23 protein-coding genes are annotated in these 22,142 nt (G+C 56.4%); 13 read left to right on the top strand and 10 right to left on the bottom strand.

What is annotated here, in order from left to right; all coding sequences use genetic code 11:
* Positions 1-15: 15 nt before the first annotated feature.
* The 5 genes from H8F21_RS16725 to H8F21_RS16705 all read left to right on the top strand — a co-directional run bounded on the left by H8F21_RS16725 (position 16) and on the right by H8F21_RS16705 (position 3,447).
* Positions 16-804, top strand: coding sequence for a phage tail protein (locus H8F21_RS16725; RefSeq protein WP_203585055.1), 789 nt, complete (start codon positions 16-18; stop codon positions 802-804).
* A complete protein-coding gene (locus H8F21_RS29790; protein ID WP_328824501.1) occupies positions 804-1,400 on the top strand; it encodes a tail fiber assembly protein in 597 nt (198 codons plus the stop codon). The genes H8F21_RS16725 and H8F21_RS29790 overlap by 1 nt, the downstream gene beginning before the upstream one ends.
* A gap of 61 nt (positions 1,401-1,461) precedes the next feature.
* Complete coding sequence (locus H8F21_RS16715) at positions 1,462-1,893, top strand: lysozyme (protein ID WP_203585054.1); 432 nt, start codon at positions 1,462-1,464, stop codon at positions 1,891-1,893.
* On the top strand, positions 1,890-2,408 hold the full coding sequence (locus H8F21_RS16710) for a lysis system i-spanin subunit Rz (protein WP_328824500.1): 519 nt from the start codon (positions 1,890-1,892) through the stop codon (positions 2,406-2,408). The genes H8F21_RS16715 and H8F21_RS16710 overlap by 4 nt, the downstream gene beginning before the upstream one ends.
* Positions 2,409-3,090: 682 nt before the next feature.
* Positions 3,091-3,447, top strand: a complete 357-nt coding sequence (locus tag H8F21_RS16705; protein ID WP_203585053.1) for an SH3 domain-containing protein — start codon at positions 3,091-3,093, stop codon at positions 3,445-3,447.
* Between the two features lie 207 nt (positions 3,448-3,654).
* On the opposite strand, the gene H8F21_RS16700 is transcribed toward H8F21_RS16705, so the two are convergent.
* Both H8F21_RS16700 and H8F21_RS16695 read right to left on the bottom strand, forming a co-directional pair.
* Positions 3,655-3,963, bottom strand: coding sequence for a hypothetical protein (locus H8F21_RS16700; RefSeq protein WP_203542609.1), 309 nt, complete (start codon positions 3,961-3,963; stop codon positions 3,655-3,657).
* A 471-nt stretch (positions 3,964-4,434) separates the two neighbouring features.
* A complete protein-coding gene (locus H8F21_RS16695) occupies positions 4,435-4,641 on the bottom strand; it encodes a DUF6434 domain-containing protein (RefSeq protein WP_203542610.1) in 207 nt (68 codons plus the stop codon).
* Between the two features lie 404 nt (positions 4,642-5,045).
* On the opposite strand from H8F21_RS16695, the gene H8F21_RS16690 reads away from it, so the two are divergent.
* The 5 genes from H8F21_RS16690 to H8F21_RS16670 all read left to right on the top strand — a co-directional run bounded on the left by H8F21_RS16690 (position 5,046) and on the right by H8F21_RS16670 (position 10,698).
* On the top strand, positions 5,046-6,482 hold the full coding sequence (locus tag H8F21_RS16690) for an APC family permease (protein WP_203585052.1): 1,437 nt from the start codon (positions 5,046-5,048) through the stop codon (positions 6,480-6,482).
* Between the two features lie 18 nt (positions 6,483-6,500).
* Entirely contained in the window at positions 6,501-7,088 is a 588-nt protein-coding gene (locus H8F21_RS16685) for a hypothetical protein (RefSeq protein WP_203585051.1), read from the top strand.
* Between the two features lie 93 nt (positions 7,089-7,181).
* On the top strand, positions 7,182-8,225 hold the full coding sequence (locus H8F21_RS16680) for an alcohol dehydrogenase catalytic domain-containing protein (RefSeq protein ID WP_203585050.1): 1,044 nt from the start codon (positions 7,182-7,184) through the stop codon (positions 8,223-8,225).
* 85 nt (positions 8,226-8,310) lie between these two features.
* Positions 8,311-9,792, top strand: a complete 1,482-nt coding sequence (locus H8F21_RS16675; protein ID WP_203585049.1) for an aldehyde dehydrogenase family protein — start codon at positions 8,311-8,313, stop codon at positions 9,790-9,792.
* Positions 9,793-9,885: 93 nt separating this feature from the next.
* Positions 9,886-10,698 carry a helix-turn-helix transcriptional regulator gene (locus H8F21_RS16670; protein ID WP_203585048.1) on the top strand — a complete coding sequence of 271 codons (813 nt, stop codon included), beginning with the start codon at positions 9,886-9,888 and terminating at the stop codon, positions 10,696-10,698.
* 62 nt (positions 10,699-10,760) lie between these two features.
* On the opposite strand, the gene H8F21_RS16665 is transcribed toward H8F21_RS16670, so the two are convergent.
* The 6 genes from H8F21_RS16665 to H8F21_RS16640 all read right to left on the bottom strand — a co-directional run bounded on the left by H8F21_RS16665 (position 10,761) and on the right by H8F21_RS16640 (position 18,619).
* On the bottom strand, positions 10,761-12,809 hold the full coding sequence (locus H8F21_RS16665; protein ID WP_203585047.1) for a hypothetical protein: 2,049 nt from the start codon (positions 12,807-12,809) through the stop codon (positions 10,761-10,763).
* Positions 12,810-12,896: 87 nt separating this feature from the next.
* Entirely contained in the window at positions 12,897-13,613 is a 717-nt protein-coding gene (locus H8F21_RS16660; RefSeq protein ID WP_203482841.1) for a glycosyltransferase family 25 protein, read from the bottom strand.
* Positions 13,614-13,649: 36 nt separating this feature from the next.
* Positions 13,650-14,768 (bottom strand): glycosyltransferase family 61 protein, encoded by a 1,119-nt coding sequence (locus H8F21_RS16655; protein ID WP_203482840.1) that lies wholly within the window; start codon positions 14,766-14,768, stop codon positions 13,650-13,652.
* A gap of 37 nt (positions 14,769-14,805) precedes the next feature.
* Positions 14,806-15,960, bottom strand: a complete 1,155-nt coding sequence (locus tag H8F21_RS16650; protein ID WP_203482843.1) for a GNAT family N-acetyltransferase — start codon at positions 15,958-15,960, stop codon at positions 14,806-14,808.
* Positions 15,961-16,218: 258 nt separating this feature from the next.
* Positions 16,219-17,196, bottom strand: coding sequence for a VirK/YbjX family protein (locus tag H8F21_RS16645; RefSeq protein WP_203482839.1), 978 nt, complete (start codon positions 17,194-17,196; stop codon positions 16,219-16,221).
* A gap of 52 nt (positions 17,197-17,248) precedes the next feature.
* Complete coding sequence (locus H8F21_RS16640) at positions 17,249-18,619, bottom strand: oligosaccharide flippase family protein (protein WP_203482838.1); 1,371 nt, start codon at positions 18,617-18,619, stop codon at positions 17,249-17,251.
* Between the two features lie 298 nt (positions 18,620-18,917).
* Here H8F21_RS16640 and H8F21_RS16635 point away from each other — a divergent pair, with 298 nt between their 5' ends.
* The 3 genes from H8F21_RS16635 (at position 18,918) to H8F21_RS16625 (ending at position 20,627) form a co-directional block, all read left to right on the top strand.
* Positions 18,918-20,042, top strand: a complete 1,125-nt coding sequence (locus tag H8F21_RS16635; protein ID WP_203585112.1) for a sensor histidine kinase — start codon at positions 18,918-18,920, stop codon at positions 20,040-20,042.
* Positions 20,043-20,123: 81 nt separating this feature from the next.
* Positions 20,124-20,354 carry a hypothetical protein gene (locus tag H8F21_RS16630; RefSeq protein WP_203481122.1) on the top strand — a complete coding sequence of 77 codons (231 nt, stop codon included), beginning with the start codon at positions 20,124-20,126 and terminating at the stop codon, positions 20,352-20,354.
* Between the two features lie 33 nt (positions 20,355-20,387).
* Positions 20,388-20,627, top strand: coding sequence for a helix-hairpin-helix domain-containing protein (locus H8F21_RS16625; RefSeq protein WP_203481123.1), 240 nt, complete (start codon positions 20,388-20,390; stop codon positions 20,625-20,627).
* Positions 20,628-20,646: 19 nt separating this feature from the next.
* Here H8F21_RS16625 and H8F21_RS16620 read toward each other — a convergent pair whose 3' ends face one another.
* Entirely contained in the window at positions 20,647-21,108 is a 462-nt protein-coding gene (locus tag H8F21_RS16620; protein WP_203481125.1) for a copper chaperone PCu(A)C, read from the bottom strand.
* A gap of 15 nt (positions 21,109-21,123) precedes the next feature.
* Entirely contained in the window at positions 21,124-22,107 is a 984-nt protein-coding gene (locus H8F21_RS16615) for an SCO family protein (RefSeq protein ID WP_203481127.1), read from the bottom strand.
* Between the last annotated feature and the right edge of the window lie 35 nt (positions 22,108-22,142).

Raw genomic sequence — 22,142 nt, 5'->3', positions numbered from 1 at the left:
ACTACGGAGACATTTATGCCTTGGTACAGAGTTGGCCAAGTAGCGATAGCGGCTGGCCAAAATACGGTGACCGGTACCGGCACCGCCTTTTCGGCAAATGCCCGGGTGGGCGATGCGCTTCAAGGGCCTGATGGTCGCTGGTACGAGGTGACCAATATTGCGAGCGCTACGGCGCTCAGTATTCTCCCTGCCTATCAGGGCGCAACGGTGGCCAGCGGCTCGTATGGCTTGGCACCGATGCAGGGGTACGTAAAGGAATCGGCTGACCGACTGCGTCAGCTTGTAGATCAGTGGGGTAGCACCTTAGCTGGCCTGGGCTCTGTCTCGACCGAAAACGTAGTTCCGGTGGCCAAGGGTGGCACCGGCGGTACGAATCCGGCATTGGCTCGCAGCGGGCTCGGCCTGAAGTCTGCAGCGATAGCGGATATCGTCGGTGCTGTCAGCCAGAGTGGTGGTGTGCCGACAGGGGCCATTGTTGAGCGTGGAAACAGTGCGAACGGAGAGTATGTGAAGTTCGCTGACGGGACGATGATTTGCACATCTTTGGGAAGAGCGCTCGAGTTTTTCAACCCATCCAACCTTTTTACCGGATGGACGTATCCGGTTGCTTTTGCAGCTACGCCAATGGTTCTGGTGAATCAGTCCGGTAGCTCAATTCCGTTCACGAAACAGGCAACTGGGTGTTATGCGTATACACGCACTAATACTTCGGCGCTTTGCTCAATAGCTTCTGTTGGGCAATTTGTTTCCTCCGACGCATCAGCCGGTGTCCTTGACGTGGTCGCCATAGGAAGGTGGTACTAATGATTATCAAACTCTCACCCGTTAGATCCGATGCACAGCTTACTGTTTCGCGACTCGTCGATATGCTCACGATCAACAACGTGGCCATGGATTTCAGCAAGTTGCCTGACGGCGCAACGTTACCGGCAAGCGCAGTGGGCAGCCCGCATGTGTTGGGTACAATAGAGCGTGTTGATGGCAAACTGATTGTAACGCTGCGACTCCCGCACTCGGCAGATGCTCCTCACCATGCGCGCTTCCCGGCTGACATTGTTGATCCTGCTGATGGCGCTATCCAGTTGCCAGGTCTTGAGATCGGGGAGCAGCAGCCGTCGGCTGCTGGCGTCATTGACTGGTCGCAGGTGGTCACTGCCGAACAGAAAGCGACCGCCCAGCTTGAGCAATTGCGTACTGATGCTGTCGCTGAGGCTGCCAGGAATCGCGCCATTGCTGATAGGGCCATTGGCCCCCTGCAGGATGCTGTCGATCTCGAAGAAGCGACCGAGGCTGAAGCAGCTGAGCTCAAGGCCTGGAAGAAATACCGCATCGCGTTGATTCGCGTGCCGGACCAGCCAGGCTATCCCGATACCATCGACTGGCCAGCGCCTCCCGCCTGACCCATACCGCGCCCAAAGCACCCGCCATCGAGCGGGTTTATTTTTGCCTGGAGAAAAGTAAATGCGTACATCGCAACGAGGCCTGAGCCTCATCAAATCCTTCGAAGGCCTGAGGCTGCTCGCGTATCGGGATGCCGTCGGCGTTTGGACCATCGGCTATGGCGCCACTCGAGGAGTGAAGGCTGGCATGTCGATCACCAAAGAGCAGGCCGAGCGGATGCTGCTCAACGACGTGCAGCGCTTCGAACCGGAAGTCGAGCGACTGGTGAAGGTGCCGCTCAACAAGAATCAGTGGGATGCCCTGGTCAGCTTCACCTACAACCTCGGCGCGGCCAACCTCGAATCGTCGACGCTGCTGCGCAAGCTCAACGCCGGTGACTATGAGGGAGCTGCCGAGCAGTTTCCGCGCTGGAACAAGGCGGGTGGAAAGGTGCTGCCAGGGCTCGTCCGGCGCCGGGAAGCTGAGCGCGTGCTGTTTCTGGAGGCGGGGTGATCAGCGCCCGAACCATTGGCGCCGCGGCAGCCTTGGCACTGGTGCTCGCTGCCTTCTGGGGCACCTACCAGCATGGTCGCTCGACTAAGGATGCGGAGTGGCGAGCTAAGAGCGCGGAGCAGGCTAACGCATTTCAGCGTGAGCGAGAGGCTGCCGCCGTAGCAGTAATCGATTGGCAGTCTGCCGAGCAGGTTCGCCGTCGCGCGCTGGAGGAACGGCTACAGGCCAAAGACAAAACCCACTTCAAGGAACTGCACGATGCCCAACAAGCTCAGGCTCGCTTGCGCGATCGCCTCGCTACTTCTGATCTCCGGCTGTCAGTCCTACTCGCCGCCCCAGGTGGTTGCAGTGGGATGCCAGCCGCCTCCCGCACCAGCGGCTTGGTTCATGGAGCCGCGCGAGGCGAACTTGACCCAGCGGCTGCTCAACGAATTGTCGCCATCGCCGGAGACGGTGACGAGGGATTGATTGCCCTCAAGGCCTGTCAGGCGTACGTGCGGGAACTGCGGGAGTAGGGGGGGGCACGGTCGGCAGAACGCCGTAGGCGGGGGTGAAAACCGCTGTCAAAACTGAAGTGGCGATCCAGGCAGGATGCGGCCTGTAGCCGTGCTGTTTCGTCGTTTTATTGTCAGCGATCTTGTCGCCAACGCAGCATGGATTGGGGGTTTATGACACGGTCTTGAAAACCGTCGATGGGCAACTATCCTAGAGTTCGAATCTCTACGCTTCCGCCATATTCAAAGCCCTGATTATTCAGGGCTTTTTGCGTTTTTGGGGGGCGAAAAATATGGCCTTTAGGACACGGTGAGGCACGTCAGAAGCCCATCGCTTCCAAGTTGTTCTGTAATCGCTTCCAAACCTTTCCCTATTTCGAAGGCTTGGCGATGGCTCCCACTCTCAGATGGACACGCCCTGCAATGTCGCCTGTGATGTGACCCAAGAGCAGACTGGCGCCCTTGATGCCCTTGATTGCGGAAGCTACCTTCGGGCGGATAACACGGGCTTTGAGCTGAGCGATCGGGTTGTGAGCAGACTATCTGCCATCCTCTAAAGCAGCCGATTTGGCAAGGACTCTTGCATCGTCTCATCGGTTCAGAAGCGTTGAGGCCTTCGAACACTCCTCACTTTGGATGATTTTTGGAGCCATGGCGGCGCTGATATTATCTATAAGCCACTACCCACTGAAGGATCAGACCGTTGAAGCTTCTCGTTATTGAATGTCATAGTCCTGAACTCCCAGAGCCGATTTCCTTTAGGAAGGGAGCATTTCTGGTTGTCGGTGACGAGTACAGTGGGCCAGAGGGTTGGCCGGGTTGGTATTTTTGCTCCACCGAAGCTCAGCAGAGTGGATGGGTTCCAGCGCAGGTGTTCGAACGCATCGGTGAAAGCAGCGCAAGAGCGGTTGCAGACTACTCCTCTGTCGAGTTAAGCGTAGATCCTGGAGATATCTTGTTCGGCCAGAACCACCTGAACGAGTGGACATGGTGCCGTAAGCAGGGAAGTTCTGAGGCTGGTTGGGTGCCAACAAGTAAACTGGAAAGAATGCCAAGCTAGGCCGCTGGCAGGGTAGTGTGGTGCCGGCAATCAATCCAGCTCATCTTTTGGCACTTCAGTTTTAAACTCATCAGGCATAAAGAAAAGAAAACGCTGCGAGCAGGCCTGGGGTGGCCTGCTGCAATAACGATAAATTGTGGCGAGCGCAATACTATTTTTTTTGGCTGTTTCTATAGGGTTTTAGACTATTGCTCTAGCTCGGTCGTTTTATTGATGTACAGCTTCATTGCGGCAGCTTTCGCAGCGCCACTCTTTATAATTTTCGGCTTTCTCAAGCGCTGTAACCAAATCACGACCGCCTATAGTATTTTGGCAGTTGTTATGTTTTTCATTTGGATTTTTCACGCCCTCGCATTTTTTTTGCAGGAACGGGCTTACCACTGCCTGTTGCTTTGAGGAAAGCGCTCTAAACCCCTTGTCGACGGCGAGCTGGGCGTAGCTTTGTACGCTCGGTTTTTCACCTTGAAATGCATTTTGCGCGATAAGGGCCGAGAAAATCTCTCGCTCGATAGTCATTTGTTAATCCTTTATTCAACCAACAAGTTTGCTCATGTTTTTTCTAGTGCTGAGCATTGCGAAAGCATACGTTACCACTGGGTACGGTTTTAATGAACTGGGTTTCCATCCAGCTATAAAAAGTTGGATTTCTCGTTTTTGCTCGGTAACTATTGGTTTTCTGATGTTTAGAATATTTCAAGGGGTCTTTGTTACAATTTATTTCTTATTTGGTGATGTGGGAAAGTTTCACTTTTTATTTTTATGGCTGGCACGCTGAGGGAAACTTCCAAACTTTCTCGGTAAATTTAAGGAGGCAGTACTCTTTATCCGCTTCTGTTTTTTTATAAGGGATGCGCTGATACGCGCCTTACGGCTCACCCGTTGTTTCAGCTATCGCCGGCGCGTACTGCGGTGGGTACTGGCTGCAAGATTGTGGCAACCGGCTATGCACCTGCGGGGTGGTGCAGGGGCGAAGGGAGAACGTCTTGATCACCGACGCGTTCGCATCCATTCGTCTGCGACGTCGCCCATGTTGGACGGGGCGCCGCTTTTGATCCACGCCATGAGGGCTCGATCAAACTTGAAGGCTTTGCCACACTCGTTCACCAGAAACTGCCGGACCTTCTGAGTGTTGCGGTAGTTCTTGTCGAGGGGAGTGGACCGGGTGATTGGTCCTGCGTGCCAGTCAAAGCTCATGTCCATTTCCCTGGATGGTGAATTCGACCGGAGCCTAGCACTGCCCGCGGCACAAAACACTCATGCGGCTTTTTCGTGGTGCGGGAATGGGATAAGCCGATGGGCAGACTGCCTGATATGACCGAAGTATTCATCATGCTCGGGGCTGGTTTTTGGATCGCCCCCCGGGTTCTCGGCCCGGTGCCTTTTTCGCCTCCAGGACTGCTGAGACCCAAAGGAGTGTGGCGAGCATTCGCGAGTAAGGACCTGCCGAGCCACGCAATGTCGAGCCCCTGACTATCCCCCGATCCATCTACCCCCCGCGGTGTATGTACACCCCGTCAACCGCATTGATAGCGTTGCTCCCACTTTCTGTTTACGTCACACCGCTTTTCATTAAAACAACAATAGTGGAGAGGTGCGTTATGAGTAGTTTGAAGTTGAGCCGAAGCCTGGGGTTCTGGGCGGCCTACTCCACATCGGTGGGGCTGGTGGTTTCGGGCACCGCGATGGTGGCGCTGGGTAATGGTTACGGCGTTTCCGGACCGGCCTTCAGTGTCGTTGCGCTGTTGGCGCTGCTGGTAATTCTGTGCGTTGCGATGTCTTACTCGGAGCTGGCAGCAATGCTGCCGGGGGCGGGTATGGTGGGGGAGTACACGCTGCCCGCCCTGGGAAAACTTCCTGCGCTGTTCGCCGTTCTGGCAGGTTACATCGTGCTGGTGGGCACCGATGGTGGTACCAACATGATCATCGGCGGCCAGTCGCTTGAGCGCTTGACCGGTTTTCCCTGGTATCTGTTCTCACTCGGGATCCTGGCTGTGCTGGTGGGTATCAACCTCAAAGGCGTCGATCTGTTCGGGCGGGTGCAAACCACCCTGGCGATTGCCATGATGCTGATGCTTGGGCTGGTGGGTGTCTGGGGGTTGTCCGGTTTCGAAACCGCGCCGCAATTGGCTGAGCAGCCGCCGTTTTCGGTAATTTCCTGGCAGGATCAATTCAGCCACCTGAGTTTGGCGATCTGGCTGTTCATCGGCATGGAGTTCGTTGCGCCCTTGGCCGAGGAGGTCAAAAATCCGGGTAAAACCATTCCGCTGGCGATGATCTTTGGCTGCGCAAGTATCTGGCTTGTCGATCTGCTTTTCGGCTTGAGCATCACGCGCTACTTGTCGCTGGAAGAACTGGCCGCTTCGACCATTCCACATGTCGATGGCGCCGCAGCCATGCTCGGGCAACCGGGCCTGATTCTGATGGGCAGCATCTCGATTCTGGCTGCGGTCACCACCTGTGACACTTACCTGATCGCGGTGCCGCGCATGCTTTATGGCTTGTCGCGTGAAGGCATGCTGCCGAAGATTTTCTCCTGGCTGCACCCCACCGCCAGAACGCCATGGTTCAGTATCTTCTTCGTGGTGGCGTTGATCCTTATCGTGCTGGTCTACGCCATGGCCAATCATGCCGATATTGCCCTGATCACCATGATGATCAGCGTGGCCTGCACCACCTGGTTGATGTCGTACCTGATTGCCCAGGTGAACGTAGTGATTCTGCGCTTCAAGTATCCCAACGCCAACCGTCCGTTCCGGACGCCGCTTTATCCATTGCCGCAATTGATTGGTATCGCTGCATGCCTGTACATGATCGGCACATTGGTTGCAGACGCCCAAGTACTGGGTATCGCGGTGGTGTGCTCGGCATTGATCCTGGCATTTGGCGTTATCTACCTGAAGAAGACCGGTCAGGACCTGTTCAAGCCCGTGCCATTGGATGACGTGTTGCGACGCATTGTCCATCGTTCCGAATCTATCGATGAGCCCAGCACTGGCAGCGAAGCGGTATTGCTTGCCCAGTTGAAACGTCAATAACTGTAGGTCGGAGTGAGCATGGGTCTTTATTCAGTCATCGACCGGCGCGCCGAGCAAACGCTGCGCGATACGGTGTCTCGTTTTGACCAATACATGGGGCACGACGTCGCCATAGGGGCGCGGACAGTGTCGGGAATCGATCATCGCCTGGCAGCGGACGACCTGGTGCTTGAGCATCGCTTGTCGAGCAAGGTGATTGGCAGAATCTACACCTGCCGCTGGCGCTGGAAAGTCGCTGCGGACCTCGGGCCCACGGCGATGACTATCCGTCTTGATTATCGAGGCTGGAAGCCTTCAAGCCGAACCGCGAAGTTTGTTGGGCCCGCAATCAGCGCTGCCTTACGGGACCCGCTCAATGCCAGTGACGTGGTGCTTCCCTTGTGTGCTGCGATGGAGCTGGGCGGCTTGAGTATTCATTACCACCCAGCGGACAAGGCCTGTGAAGTGGTGCTGACACCCAACTATGGAGACTTCGTCTGGATGCTCATTCCACCGGTGAAGTACGCACGCCAACCCACCGCTGCGGAAGTGGACAGCACGGTGCTGCTCATTCAGCAAATCTCAGTGATTCTTCAAGCCAAGGGTGCGGTTGCACTCGCCAGCTGATGGTCGAGATGGATCACTCACTCGCACCTCGATAACAACCGGGACGCGTGGGCAAGTGCCAGCCAAAAACCGTTATTTCATGAGGATGTAGCCATGTTGGACTCGAACAATAAAACCATGACCGCCGCTGTTCTCCGCGAGCTTGGCGGGCCACTGAAACTTGAACAGGTACCGATTCCGAAGCCGGGCATTGGCGAAATTCTTATCAAGGTGGTGGCCTGCGGTGTCTGCCACAGCGATGTGCATGCCTGCGACGGCGACTGGCCAAGCCCGCCGAATCTGCCGCTGATTCCCGGTCACGAAGTCACCGGGCATATTGCCGAACTGGGCGAAGGCGTGACCGGCTATGCGCTCGGCGACACCGTTGGCGTACCTTGGATGTACAGCGCCTGTGGCGCCTGCGAGTACTGCCGCGCCGGCATGGAGACCATCTGCAAGCAAGGCGAGGCCACCGGCTACAGCAAGCCCGGCGGCTACGCCGAGTACATGATCGCGCCGGCGGCATTTGTCGCAAAAGTACCGGCTGGCGCTGATCTGTATGGCCTGGCGCCCATCCTTTGCGCAGGGGTTACCACCTACCGCGGCCTGAAACGATCGGGGGCACGGCCGGGGCAATGGATGGCGGTCATCGGCATTGGTGGGTTGGGTCATGTGGCGGTGCAATATGCCAAGGCCATGGGCCTGAGGGTGGTTGCGGTCGACGTCAGTGATGAAAAGCTGGAGCTGGCCCATCGCTTGGGTGCCGAGCGGGTTTACAACGTGATGAACGACCCGGAAAGTGCCATTCACGCAGAGCTGGGCGGTGTGCACGGTGTGCTGGTGACGGCAACCTCCAACAAGGCATTCGAGCTTGCAGTGAAGCTGTTGCGCCCTGGCGGCACAGCAATCTATATCGGCCAGCCGGGTGGCGCCGCCGACGAGGTGCGCAGCTCCATCGACCGTATCGTCAACTGGGAACTGTCCATTCGTGGCTCCAACGTCGGTACCCGGCAAGACCTGCACGAGGCTGTCGAGTTTGCAGCCAATGGCTTGGTTGCAGTCCAGGCCAGCTTGACCACCCTGGATGAGATCAGCGAGATTTTCGACCAGATTCGTAAAGGCACGGTAGTCGGTCGCAAGGTGCTGAAAATTTCCTGATCCTGATCCTGATCCTGATCCTGATCCTGATCCTGATGCGGTTGGCGTGCGAGCGCCAACTGTGTTGCTTGCTTGGAGCGCAAACATGAATGCCGATACTCAGCTGTATATCAATGGCCAATGGGTGGACCCGGTTGAGGGTGGGGCGTTCGATACGATCGATCCCAGTAGTGAAACGCTGATTGCCAGTGTTGCTGCGGCCACCGCCGCTGACGTTGATCTGGCAGTGCGGGCTGCCCGTCACGCCTTCGACGAGGGGCCGTGGCCGCAGATGAGCGGTTCGGCACGGGCCGAGGTGCTGCGGCGCATTGCTCAGGGCATCCGTGATCGACAGCAGGAACTGGCAGTGCTGGAAGTGCTGGATAACGGTAAGCCGTTGCCCGAGGCGCTGTGGGATATCGGTGATACCGCAGGCTGCTTCGATTATTACGCGGACCTTGCCGAAGGTCTGGACAGCGAGCGAGAACAGACGGTCGCCCTGGCCGACGAGCGCTTCAGTTCGCTGGCGCGCAAGGAGCCGGTCGGCGTCGCGGGGGCGATTATCCCGTGGAACTTCCCCATGCTCATGGCCGCCTGGAAAGTTGCGCCGGCCCTGGCAGCGGGATGCTGCATGGTCCTCAAACCGTCCGAACTGACCCCGCTCACCGCGCTGAAGCTGGCGCGTATCGCCCACAATGCCGGGCTGCCGGCAGGGGTGTTGAACGTGCTTCCAGGCCTGGGCCAGGACGCCGGCGCGGCGCTAGCCCAGCATCCTGGCATCGACAAACTGGCCTTTACTGGCAGTGTGCCCACGGGCAGCCGGATCATGCAGGCGGCCGCACGCGACATCAAGAACATCAGCTTGGAGTTGGGCGGAAAGTCACCCTTCATCATCTTCGATGACAGTGATCTGGAAGCCGCGGTCGAATGGATCATGTTCGGTATTTTCTGGAACCAGGGCCAGGTGTGCTCCGCGACGTCCCGCGTGCTTGTCCAGCGCAATCTGTATGCGCCGTTGCTTGAGCGGCTAAAGCAGGAAGCGGAGAAAGTCAGTATCGGCAATGGTCTGGAAGAGGGCGTCCTGCTCGGGCCGCTAGTGAGCAAAGGTCAGTACGACAAAGTGCTGGCGGCGATCGCCCGGGGTCAGGAGGAAGGCGCTCGACGGGTGTACGGTGGCGGCCGACCGGCCGGATTCGACAAGGGCTTCTATTTGCAACCGACTATCTTCGCCGATGTCGCGCAAGACAGTTGGATCTGGCAGGAAGAGATCTTCGGCCCGGTGGTATGTATCCGTGCATTCGATGATGAAAACGAAGCGCTGCAGTGCGCTAACAATTCGCGCTTTGGCCTGGCCGCCGCAGTGATGTCTGCAGACCTGGAGCGTGCCGAGCGCGTAGCCCGCAAGCTGCGTGCCGGTATTGTCTGGATCAACTGCTCACAGCCAACTTTCACCGAAGCGCCGTGGGGTGGCTACAAACAGAGTGGTATCGGCCGCGAGCTGGGGGAATGGGGCTTGAACAACTACCTGGAAGTTAAACAGATCACTCGCTACGACAGTGAACAGAAGTGGGGCTGGTACCTCAAGTAGGGAGCATGCCCGCTGCAACGGTGGCGGTTTTGAAGATAACATCAGGGCGCCACCTGCTGTCTTGTTGGCCGAACCTCATAAAGGCATCACACCATGCAAATGCACCTGACTGATTGGACGCGCAGTGTCGTCGAGGTAATGAGCCAACCTGCCGGTGGCCGGCAATTACAGGCTGTTGCAGCCTGGTTGAGGCGATTGAGCATTGCGGATCATTTCGTGCTGTTCATCTATGAGGGAAGTTATCGGCCGCTGTCGTTGTTCGACACGTTCACCGACGAGCAGCGGTGCATCTTCATTGATGAGTACCAGACGGGACCCTACCTACTGGATCCTTTCTACCTGGCCTCGCAACCGTCCCAGCCTGAAGGCGTGTACAGCATGCGTCAGTTGGCACCGGATCAGTTCTACAACAGCGAGTACTTTCGTACCTATTACCATCACCTCGGGTTGTGTGAGGAGGTCGGTTTCTTCATCAACCTCGGGCCCGACACCCATGCCGTACTGTCGCTGATGCGCCGACGCGGGCGCACCCGATTTTATGATGATGAGATCCGTCAACTGGAAAGCGCCGTTCCGGTTGTTAGTGCCGCGGTGCGGGCCGCGTGGGAGGCAAGCAGGCAAGTTGCAGTCAGGCCCTTGGATGATCACGACCACCTGGTCCAGGAAGCCTTTGCCAACTTTGGCCTTGGCTTGCTCACCGAGCGCGAGTGCGAAGTGGTCAGGCTGCTGTTGCAGGGGCATTCCAGCCAGTCCATCGCGCAAAAGCTGCGGATCAGCCCGGCGACGGTCAAGGTTCATCGAAAGAACCTGTATGAGAAGTTGGGAATCGGCAGTCAGTCCGAGTTGTTGGCGCTGTTTGTCCAGGCGATCAAGGGTAAGCCTTCGATGGCAGTTACAATAGATTGATGCGTATTCATGCCACCTTGGTGCTGGGCCTTATCGAACTCATACCCGACTTCGTCCCTGTACTAGAGCCGGAAGTGTCCTTTGATCAGGCGCAAAATCCTGCGCATATCAATCCGAAGCTCTTTGGATGACAAACCAATGGGTGCACAGTCATTGATCTCCAGGTTTTCATCACCAACCCGTGTGTTCGACGGTAATGCGTGATAGTCGATTTTATAGGCGTCGCTGAATAGGGGTTTGATCCACATAGACGCGTTGGTCAGAATAATTCCATCGGTTGCGGTGCCCAGTTTAGTGGTATCAATAACGGCGATGACGGCATCTATCGGTGCGCCATCTTCGATTCGACCAAACGAATTCAGTGCATTGCCCAATTTTTTCAGGCCTTTCGTGCTGACGAGTTCTTCGCCCCAGATCACAGACTCGGACTTGACGCCTTCTACCTTCAAAAAGTCTGTTAAGGCCTCTGCGAAGGTGGCCGTCAATTCAGCGGTGTCCGGGTTTATTGGCAATTCGCCGTTGTATTCTGCGGCGCTTAGTTCACCGATGATGCGGGCTTGCTGCTGTATCAGCTCATCTTCTGGGGGCGCTCCAATCGCCGCGCGCAATTTCAAAGCTACTTGAGCATAACCTTCAAGCCGCTGGCTCATGAACTCGACTCGACCTGCATCTCCCATGGCGTGCGCCTGCATGAAGAAGTCTGGCAACCCATCTTCGTCCAGCAGGCTGACGATGTCTTCGATTTCATCACTTAGCAGCAGGTAGTCTTTGGCAACTTTCACTAACTGCATTTCAAACAAGGCTTGAAGGGCCACTGCGTCGTCGATGATTAGGTTGTCCATCACCGAACTGGTTAAGTAGCCTGCGGCCAGGCTGCCACCGATGGCCCCGAGGATACCGCCAATCAGCGTGCCTGGACCCGGAAAGCATGCAGTTCCGGCCAGTGCGCCGCTGGTGAAACCTGCATATCCGCCTCCAACGCTACTGGCGGTGCTGGTAAGGTTCTTGGCAAACTGCAGCGTGGAAATACGTCCTCGACACGTTCGAATGATATCGCCGGTCGAGAGCACGACAGTCGATACCACCAAACTGACCAGGTTGCCGCGCAGCAGTTTGGCTAGCGTGTTAGTCGCGGCGGCGCCGGTTAGCACTTTCCCCGTCATGGACTTGACCAGAGCGGATACCAATTTGGGGCTCAGCTTCTCAACGAATGCCTTGCTCACTTCGCGAAACGCTTGTTCGAAGGCCGTTCGCCCCAATTGGCTGGAAATCACGCTGATAGCCAATGTGTTGCCACCTACTTTCAGGCCTGCCCAAGCGGCGTTTTTCAAGGCGACAGCAGGAGGTTGTCCCGACCAGATGCCTTGGGCGAACGCCACTGCGGCAGAAAGTGAGCCAGCTGCAACGCCGACTTTGACGCCATTGAGCGCATCAAAAGTGACGCTTTCGACGGTTCCAAACTTGGCGATGTTAACGGCTTGCTTGTAGGTAAGATTTCCTTTGCGAACAACTTTTTCTGCGTCATTCGGATCGGTGTATCCCGGAATTTTTCCTGCTTCGATCCGGGCCCTGACAGATTTGAGTGCATCCTCGTATTTGTCCGACGGCACTTCGATCTGCATAGCCTTGCCGTCGTGGATGTAGCGAAAGTTTCCAGATTTGTCATAGCAACTGGAGATACACCGCCCACCGGTCGCACAGTATTTGGATTGAATCTTTACCCCGTCAATGATTCGGTCAGCACCATTCAAAGCGTTGTCATCGCCGATGATTCTGGCTTTTTTCAGGTTAATCCGATCGATGAGGTGGTTGCCTTGTTCTGCGGCAAAGCCGTGACCGCCACTGGCGTTGAATCGAACTTGGTCGGAGTACAGATTACTGGTTTCGTTTGTTCCGAACGCGGTGCCGACGGCTACATCGGGTCGGTATTTGTCACCAGCATGGGCAGACTTTTCGGACGCGTTACGGGACCTATGGTTAATCGGCGCACGGACTTCGTCGATCAGCTTGATTTTGGGCAGTTTGCGTCGAGTGTGCGTATCGCAATCAGTGACGTCATTGTCATTTGCAGCGCTTGCGTGTTCGGTTGCGCCGGGTTCTCTCGAGTTCAATTTGTACCAGCCAAAACTTGAAAGAATCCAAAGATATCAAAGTGCCATTATCTCGTTCAAGGTGAGTAGCATCTGTTTTTTGATGAACTATCGCGTAAAACGCAGCATCGACGACTTCAGCTTGCGCAGCATGAACATTATCGGTCGCAGCAGTTGCGTGCGGTCAAGCACCGACAGTTCATGCAGGTCGGTACGCGAGGGCCTTTGATAGCCCAGGTTCCAGGTGAAATAGTAGGCCCGGACATCCTTGCGCTGGTGGATCAAGGTGTTGAGCGCCGCGTCGTAGTGCATGGGGCCGCCGTCTGGGTGGCCGGGTGGGCGCTCAAGAATCTGCAGGAGAAAGTCGCGCAGCTGTGGCAGGAAGGCCCCGTTTACCGCATAGAAGTGCGACAAGTGGATCGGCCGGTCGACTACGCTCCAGGCTGGCAGGTTGGCGTTTCCTTCAAACGGGTGGCCAAAGTAGGCGATGTCCCATTCCATGCCCTCCAGTAACGCGATGGCCTGTTTCCCGTATTGGCCAATATGCTTGGAGAACTGTATGTCGTCTTCGAGGATGAGGATGTTGTTCAGGTTCAGGCGAATTGCATCTTCGATGATTCCCAGGTGGCTCATAAAGCAGCCTCTGGCGCCAATGCTGGGGAAGCCATCTTCTTCGTTGGGCTTCACCGCCTCAAAAAAACCGGCTTTGTTGTGATCGATGTGAAAACCGTTACGGCTGAACTCTTCCACCGTTTCTACGCGGCGGTCCTGTCTGGATGGAATATTGATGATTCTGGTCTGATCAAAGTAGTCAATCACGTTCATCCATCAGGTCCTCAGTGGAATTCAGTTCACCGCGCACTAGGGGGGCGGCAACAGGTCCAGGGTTTGCTCAAGTTCATTCAAGTCGATTTTGAAGCCATTGCCATCAGGTGTGCCCACCACGAAGGCAAAATGTTGTTTGTCGCGGTCGGTCAGGTATTTGTAGAAGCAGACAAAACGATCAGGCGGCTGTAGCGTCAGCATAGTCGCCCCAGGCTCCATTATGTGAACGGCATGGACCAATTGGCTGCCCTCGACGCCAGCGATAACCCGTGCTCCGGCACAGGCTGCGATTATTGTCGAAACGTCGTTTTTCAACGGGTCGATGATGCGAAAGCCCCGATTCACCCTAAGGTGTTCGGCTACCTCAAGCTCGTTGCGCAACAGGCGCAAATCACCGGCTTCGCCACGGAGGATGAAAATCCCCGGGTGTGGTTTGTAGTCCACCCGAGCCAGGAGTTTTTCCCCAAGCGCTCGGTGACGCAGGTACTGATTGCTGTTGTGGCTCGCATCGTCAAATAGCACCAGTTCGCGGATGAACGCGTTGTGCAGGCGAAGCGGGCGCATGCCTAGCAGGTCCTCATAAGGTGGGGCCTGGAGGAACAGCGGAAAGCGCGCAGAAGGCGCGGTGGTGATTGGTGTTCCTTCGTTGCAGGCCAGTGCGTAGGTGAGGCAGTCCTCGGCCAGCCAGGTGCCAAACCAGCGGTTGCCATAGGGCGAGCAATAGGCTGCGGCGCGCTCGATCTCTTTTTCCACCACGACCCCTGGCAGCCGGCTGGAGTGGTCGGACAGTCGGTGGCTGGCATTGCCCTTGTAGAGCGTGCCGTCGACCAGCAGCACGTCCTTGATCAGATAGCCGCGGGTAGGCGGTTGCTCCACGCTGCCCAGTCCCTCCATGGTCCGGCGTGGGTGTTCATAGGGAAAAAAGCGCGCTGCTTCCCATCCGCTTACCCGTTGCAACTGGTTGGGCAGGAAAAAGGCCGCAGGTGCAGGGGTAACCTCGGCAGGTGCTATCTCCCAGGTCTTGACCGCAAGCTGTTTCAGGCTTTGCGACGGCTTGTGCCACAGTCGCTCCCTGACCAGCTGCCGATAGGCGGCAAGGCTCCAGATCTTGTGGTCCGACCCTGCCGTTTGTACATCCGAGAGATCGCTTTCCATGAACAGCCTGCCTGCAATGGAGGTCTATCTTCTACGTTCAGTTAGACGGGATTTTTTCGACAATAGGCGGAGACTGGAAGTGGGCGTAACGGTCACGTAGGTTTTCCAGCAACACTTCGCCAGGGTTTTTTGCGCAGTAGAGGTATATCTTGAATAAACCGCCAAACACCATTTCGCGATAGCGATTGACAACTTCCTCGTCACTCGGCCCATTAGGCAGACCCAAATGAAGTGTGAGTTTATTGTCTTCGACGGCAAATAGCGGAAACTCCCAAAGGAACTTGGCGATGCCGGTCTTTGGTAAACGGACGAACATATAAGCCTGATTGCCCAATGTATCTACATCACCACCGCGGCGGCGTTTCCATTTCAACAGGCCGTCATCCGGGCGCGCCAGGCACTGGCCTATATCGTAATAGTCAAAGCCCTGTTCAATGGCCCACTCCAGGGCCATGAACGTGGTAATGGAATTGACCTCGCGCAGTTGCTTGGGGTCGTTGAAAACCGACTCGGGGTAGCCAAAGCGCAGGGTGCTCCAGTAGCGCTTGCCGTCCCTGGTTATCACGCAGCCAAAGTGGCAGGCGACCACCTCATCACCTTTGAGGATCAGGTCGAGGCGGCCGACAGTCTTGGCGATGCGGGCCAGATCGTTTGAGTCGAACTGCTTGGCGTGCTCGCCGTGGCGCGCCTGGGCATAGGGCTGGAGCATCTCGCGATCGGCTTTGGCGATCTCTTCGTCGGTAGACACTTGCTGCATGCGGTACAGTGGCCGGCACTTGCGGATGTTGCGCCGCAGTTCGCCGTCGTATCTGGCGATGATATCTTCCAAGGGGCGGCCCAGGGGAATCACGGCGCTCAGGTAGTGGGGCACATACAGCGCGCCCGCGCTGGGCATTTCGCTGACGACCACGACATGGGGCGTGGCACTGGGTTGCTCGGCACCGGCGTCTGCGCCGGCTGCCAACTGAGGCTTGCCGCCGATGAGCAGCTTGGCCATGTCCCTGCGGGTTTTCCTGCCCACATAAAGAATCTCATAGTCGCTACTGGTCGGCAGGCGAAACCTGGCCACCTCCCAACTCCACAGGCATGCACGTCCAAGAATATCTCGCGCCCAGGCCATATTGGTTCTTATTTTGAAACGCACCGATGGAGTTACGAGCTTGCGCAACACGACTGCCAGCTGTTCTCTCATTTCTCTTTGATATCCTTTGAAGTTTCCAGTAGTTACTTCTAAAAAATCAAAAAATTTCAATTAGATTCTTATATAGTTTTAGTTGTGGCGGTAATACTTGTAACTAAATGTTATTGAATATTTATGGTTAGTAAAGGTCCGTTCCCAACGATTGTCAAGGACAGTCGAGAGGCAGAATTAGACCTATTTAATGACGTCAAATATTCGCTGCACTGAAGCAGTCGTGACTATCGCGTTAGCGCCTCGAGGGATAGCAGCTTAAGGTTGCTGCGGGGCAAGAACAGGCTGGCTGGGCTGATTCTCGCTTTGTTCGTTGGTGCTCGATGCCCGGTCATGCAAGACGCTATCGACCCTGGCAAAAAGTGCGTCCAACAGTTCGTAGCGGCGGCGGTACATGGCGCGCTTCTTGGCCGGGATGTCCTCTAGGGGTGTTCTTGACGGTTCAGTGGGCATGCTGAAAAAGTCTTCACGCTCACACGGTATTGCTCCGTGCTCTTGCCATATGACGTCGTAGTTGGCGAGTAGCTCCTGGGATTTTTCGACCCCGAAGTACGCGTGGCGATGGTGGCGATAACCGTCAGCTACGGCATAGATGTGCGTAACGCCAAGGCCACGAGCAACCTGTTTGAGCACCTCGATCAATAGACTTCTGGGGCGCAGCCCTTCAAAGTCCTTGGTCAGATCCCGGTAAATGGCCAATGACCGTTCGCTGTCCACGCCCTTATGAATGCCCTGTACAGCGCCGATGAACATGCAGGTGCCGTTGTCGGTGCGGGACAGGGTAAAGGCCAGCGAGGCCACTCGCAGCTCGTCCTGGAACAAATTCAGCACCAGCTCTCCTTCGCGCATGAACCAGAATGCCCGGTCAAGCACCAGGGAACAGCCGCGGGAGTATTGCTCCAGGTCGGCTAACAGCAGCGAGTCGTCGCGCCCCAACAGCATCAGGGGCTGGCAACGTTGGCTGACTACCTCGTAGTGCGAGGCAAGCACGTCGAAGCGTGTGGTCGGGCTCCACGATTTACTGATGTAAGGCCATTGGATGACACCGATGCAGTCCACTCCCATGCGCTGGAGTCCTTCGCGGCCCACGGTGTCGGTCAAACGCTGCAGATACCCATTGAGGCCGGGCCAGCCGCGGGCAATCAGCAGTGCCAGGCGCAACTTGTTGCGCATCGCCCGCAAGGAATAGCCGGGATGCAGCACCCAGACGCTTTTCGCTACCGATCTGTAGATCATGCTGTCTCCACCTGTACTCGATTGCGGTGCTGGTTGTTCGCCATCGCCGGGCTTAGGCAAACAGCCACGTGGCGAGTTCTCCACACAGGGCACCGAGCACCATGGCAGGGAGTACGATCAGCTCGCGCTTGGTATCCCAAAGGCCAAGCTGGCGGTTCACATAGTAAATAAGGAACAGCGTTGTATAGGTATGTAGCGCTACACCCCAGATCGCATAGTGCACCCCGCCGATGGAAAGAAGCACAGGCAGTAGGATGAACAGCGATACCACCCGGATAACGTTGTCTATCGCCATGTATTTGGTCAGCCCCAGGGCCATCCAAACTTGCTGCGCCAGGGCGAAGCGCAGGGTAAAGAACGATAGCGAGAGAATGGCCATCATCTGCCCGGCGCCGGCATAGCGATCGTCATACAGCCAACTAATGAGCAGCGGGCTGGCCGTCAGCAAGGCGCCGCACGTGAACAAGGTGACCAGGTCGAAGAGCAGCTTTGAGCGATAATAAATATTGCGCACCCGCTCTTTGTCGCCGGTCCTGGCCGCCTCACTGAAGGCCGGTAGCGCAACCGCTCCGGCAAGGCGCTGCAGAACCAGTTGAATGGCCCCTAGAAGCGTTACGGCAATGGAGTAAATGCCTAGCTCGTTGACTGTCATGCTGCCGCCGAACCAGATCCGGTCGCCTTGCATGGCCAGAACGCCCACCGCCGACGACAACAGAATCCAGCGGCCGTAGTCGAGCATTTCGCGCAGGGCAGTGCGGTCCCACTGCGGACGGTTGCGTGGGCCCTGGAAAATCACGTGGCTGAGCACAGTAAACACCAGCGTGCCTACCAAGCCAGCTGCCACTAGCGACCAGATGGAACGGGTTAGATAGCCTGCCACCAACATCACGGCCAGGCTGACGATTTGCGAGATCAGCTCGGCGAGTACCACTTTCTTCTGCTGGAACGTGCGGATGGCGACGTCGACCTTGGTCGACTGAAAGCCGTAAAAAACCGCGGAAAGTCCACTCAAGGCCAGAACCAGCGGCAGCTCCGGTGATGCGTAGGTAGAGTGTGCCGGCCACAGTTGGACTTGCTGCGCGTAATACGCGCCAAAGGCCAGCAAAAGCATCATCAGGAACAACACGAAACCGCGGATGATCTGCACTGTCCATACGGTGTTGAGAAACACCGGATCATCGCCGCGTTGACTCTGGATAATGTTCTGCCGCAGGCCCGCGTCAGAGAGCAATTGCAAGATGACAGTCACGGTGGTTGCGATAGCCATGATGCCGAACATTTCGGGCACCAGCAGGCGGGTGATAACCAGGTTGCCGCCCAAACGTATGACCTGGGACGCAAACATCGCCCCGACATTCAATACGCTTGCCCATATGGCCCGCTTGCGTAGGCTCAACGGTGTCGACAAATCAATCGAAGGCATAACGACGTCCCTGACCCGATGGCTCGCCGATTACTATAGTCTCAATTTGCCATGCTGCTAGACGCTGTTGTCGTTTCCCTGAAACAATTTCCAGTCAGGTTTTCGCGGGACCTGCGCAAGCAGTTGGCTTAGCCTAGACTGATTATCTGCCATCCTTTTAAGATGGCCGCCAAAGCTACCGCTTGGCGCATTCGATGCTGCCAATGTGCGGCATCCTTGTGCTTTTTATTTAGGGTTCAGGTTCGGCTGTGCCGATCTCACTCGATATTTTCGATGCGTCGAGAACCAGAGGTTAGCTATGCGGCTTTCACATTTTATTTTGAACAATCTCGAGCCGATCCTGCAGGAGTGGGAAAACTTTGCCAGGACCGTCGACGCACCTGCGCAAGCTCTTGACTCTCTGGGTTTGAGAAATCATGCGGAGTATGTGCTCAGGGCTGTGGCCAGAGACATGAATACGCCGCAGTCCGAGCAGGAGGGCATCGACAAGTCCCAAGGCCTTGGACCTGTCAGCAACGCGGAAACGGCGGCCCAAACCCACGCAGTGTTGCGCTTGGTTGACGGTTATTCGCTGGATCAGATGGTCTCTGAGTATCGTGCGTTGAGATCCAGCGTACTCAGACTATGGCTGGCGAAAGAGTTTGCAGGGGACGAGCATCACGTGCGCGATATCATTCGTTTCAATGAATCGATCGATCAGGCACTCGGTGAGTCGATTGCAGCGTTTGGACACGCAGTAGATACAACTCGCAAGATGTTCCTTGGCGTCCTCGGGCACGACCTGCGAACGCCCCTGGCCGCTGTAATGATGGGCGCCGATTTGTTGCGCCAGGATCAGGACCTGAGCGGTCGTCCGCAAAAGCTCGCTGTACAGATTGCAGCCAGCGTTCGCCGTGCCAATCAGATCGTTAACGACTTGCTCGACCTGGCGCGTTGCAACCTGGGCTCGGGAATCCCGATCAAACCTCAAAATACTGACTTGAAAGCTGTCTGCAAGTCGGTGGTGGAGGAAGTCACTGCCGGTCATCCGCAGGCAAAGATTGTATTCGCTGATTCAGGCTCGGTTCCTGGAGCGTTCGATCCGCTGCGCATGGGGCAAGTTATCACTAACCTGGTCAACAACGCTGTGCAGCATGGAGAGAGTGGACGAGAAATTCTGGTCACATTGGGGAAAAATGCCGAGCATGCCTGCCTTAGTGTGCTGAATTTCGGTGAGCCTATCCCGCTGAGTGCGCTCCCGTTTCTTTTCAACCCGCAGGGGCGTTTTTCACGGTTTGCGGCCAGTGAAGAGGGCGCATCTGCAGGCCTGGGTCTGGGCCTGTTCATTGCCGCCGAGATTGTCAAAAGCCACGGCGGAAATATTGAGGTCGAGTCAACGCTTGGGCAGGGCACACGCTTTCGCGTTACCTTACCGTTGCGCTAGTGTCGTGGTCGCTATGTAAATCTATGAACCTCTGCCTCGCTCGTTACCTCTACACCAGTATGATCGGTGGAGGAACGCGTGATGGACAGTAACAGCCACAGTAACCTGGCCTCGTGGTATCGCCTGCTTGAAGTGCCGGGGATCGACATGAATTGCGTTGAACAGTACGAAGAATTGATGAAGATGGCGGACAAACTTCAGCGCCAGGGTGTAATAAGTGCTGAAGAAAGAAACGCATTGATTCTCGAGGCGACAGCGCATTACGCCAGTGTTGTCGAGAAACCGGGCGAGCATTTTTCGCCATCGCTTTAAACCGCATGTTTGCGGCAATCAAAGGGAGTTGAGATGGCTTTTTCAGCGCAAGAAACGCAACTGTTGTTGAGTGTCAAGGGCGTAGGCCCGACCGTGGTCAAACGCCTTGAGCAACTGGGGTTCAAGACGTTATCGGAACTGGCCCAGGCGGATGCCTTGACTATCGTTACCCAGGCCTCGGCGCTTGTCGGTTCTACATGCTGGAAGAACAGCCCGCAGGCACGTGCCGCTATCCAGGCTGCGCTCGCCAAGGCCCGGGAATACCAGGGCTAGGCAGGCGAGCTCAGGGCACTCAGTGAACATGGCCGGTTTGTTCATCCGCCGGCCGGACATCGACTTGTACTTCCACCTTGCCTGCCTTTTCGAACTCCAGCGTCAGTGGGAACTGTTCACCGGCTTTTAGTGGCTGCTCCATCCCGGACAACATCACGTGGTTGGCGCCGGGCTTGAAGGTGGTCTCTGAGTGGGCGGGAATCTCCATGGCGGTCATGTGCTGCATGTTCATCATGCCATCGCTGGCCGCTTGTGCGTGTAAGCTGGTCTTTTGTGCGCGTGGGCTGCTGACGCTGATCAGGCGGTCGGATTCACCACCCAGATTGTCGATGCTGAAATACGCCGAACCGCCCGGCAGGTTCACCGGTAATTCCCGTGACCAAGGGCTTTTGATCAGCAGTTCGCCGACCTGATAATCATGCGCGACACTCAAGGTGCTGCAAGCAAGCAGGGCAGCACAAACCAAGAGACGAGGGACCATGGCAGAACTCCTTGCTTAGTTGGCTGTTTGCGAAGTTTTGACGAGCGTCCGCGCTTGCATACGCTTGGTCTCTTCATCCAGGTACGTCAGCACCGCGGTGATTTCGACATCGCCCAGACGCAGGTTTGGCATCGCCAGGCGGTTGTACTGCTCGAACAGTTGCATCGCCAGCGGGTCCTTTTCTGCCAACATCAGATTTGGCTCTTTCAGCCAGCGAGTGAGCCAGGCCGGGTCACGTTGCTGGGTTACGCCGAGAAGATCCGGGCCGATGCTGCGCATACCAGCGTGTTCGGTGTCGCCGAGGGTGTGGCACGAAGAGCAGCGCGTGCGGTAGATCTGTTCGCCAATGCTTGGCGGGCGCACGCTGGGTGCGTCAGCAGCTTCGTTGGTATCCGTACTGGCCAGCTTCCAGTTGTGCAGGCTTTTTCCCAGACGGTCGGCGAGTACGTAGGGGTTCTCCATCGGCGAGGCCTTCATCCAGCGCCCGGTACTTTGATTGCCAATAATCAGGCTGAGGTTGTGATCTTTGGTTTGGCCGTCATCGACACCCTTGATGAACAGGCCGAGCTTCTGTCGTAGCAAGGTGATTTCTTCTTTGTTGCCGGTGAGAAACTGCCAGCCGGGGCCGATCTTGAATTTCTCCCTGTACTGTTTGAGTACTTCCGGGGTATCGGTTTCTGGATCGATACTGATCGAATAAAAAAACACATCGCGGCCGACCCGGTCACCCAGCAGCTTTTGCACCTGGCGCAAGCGTGCGGTTTCCAACGGGCACGAGTCGGTGCAAGTGGTGAAAATGAAGTTGATCGCTACAACCTTGTCTTTGATCAGGTCATCAAAAAAGCGCACTGGCTGGCCATCCTGAGTAACCAGGGCGGTGTTGGGGAAATAGGCCTGCCCCCATTGCTGACTGGAGGTGTTCTCGCTGACGGCCGCTTGCGCCACGGCGCACGCTGACAGCAGCAGATGGCCGAGGGTTAACCAGGTTTTCCAGCCCATGACTGTTGCCTCCCGATAAGTCTGTGCCTATAGCC

The sequence above is a fragment of the Pseudomonas arcuscaelestis genome (genome assembly GCF_016881005.1).
Lineage (GTDB): Bacteria > Pseudomonadota > Gammaproteobacteria > Pseudomonadales > Pseudomonadaceae > Aquipseudomonas > Aquipseudomonas arcuscaelestis.
This window is presented reverse-complemented; position numbering and strand designations above follow the sequence as displayed.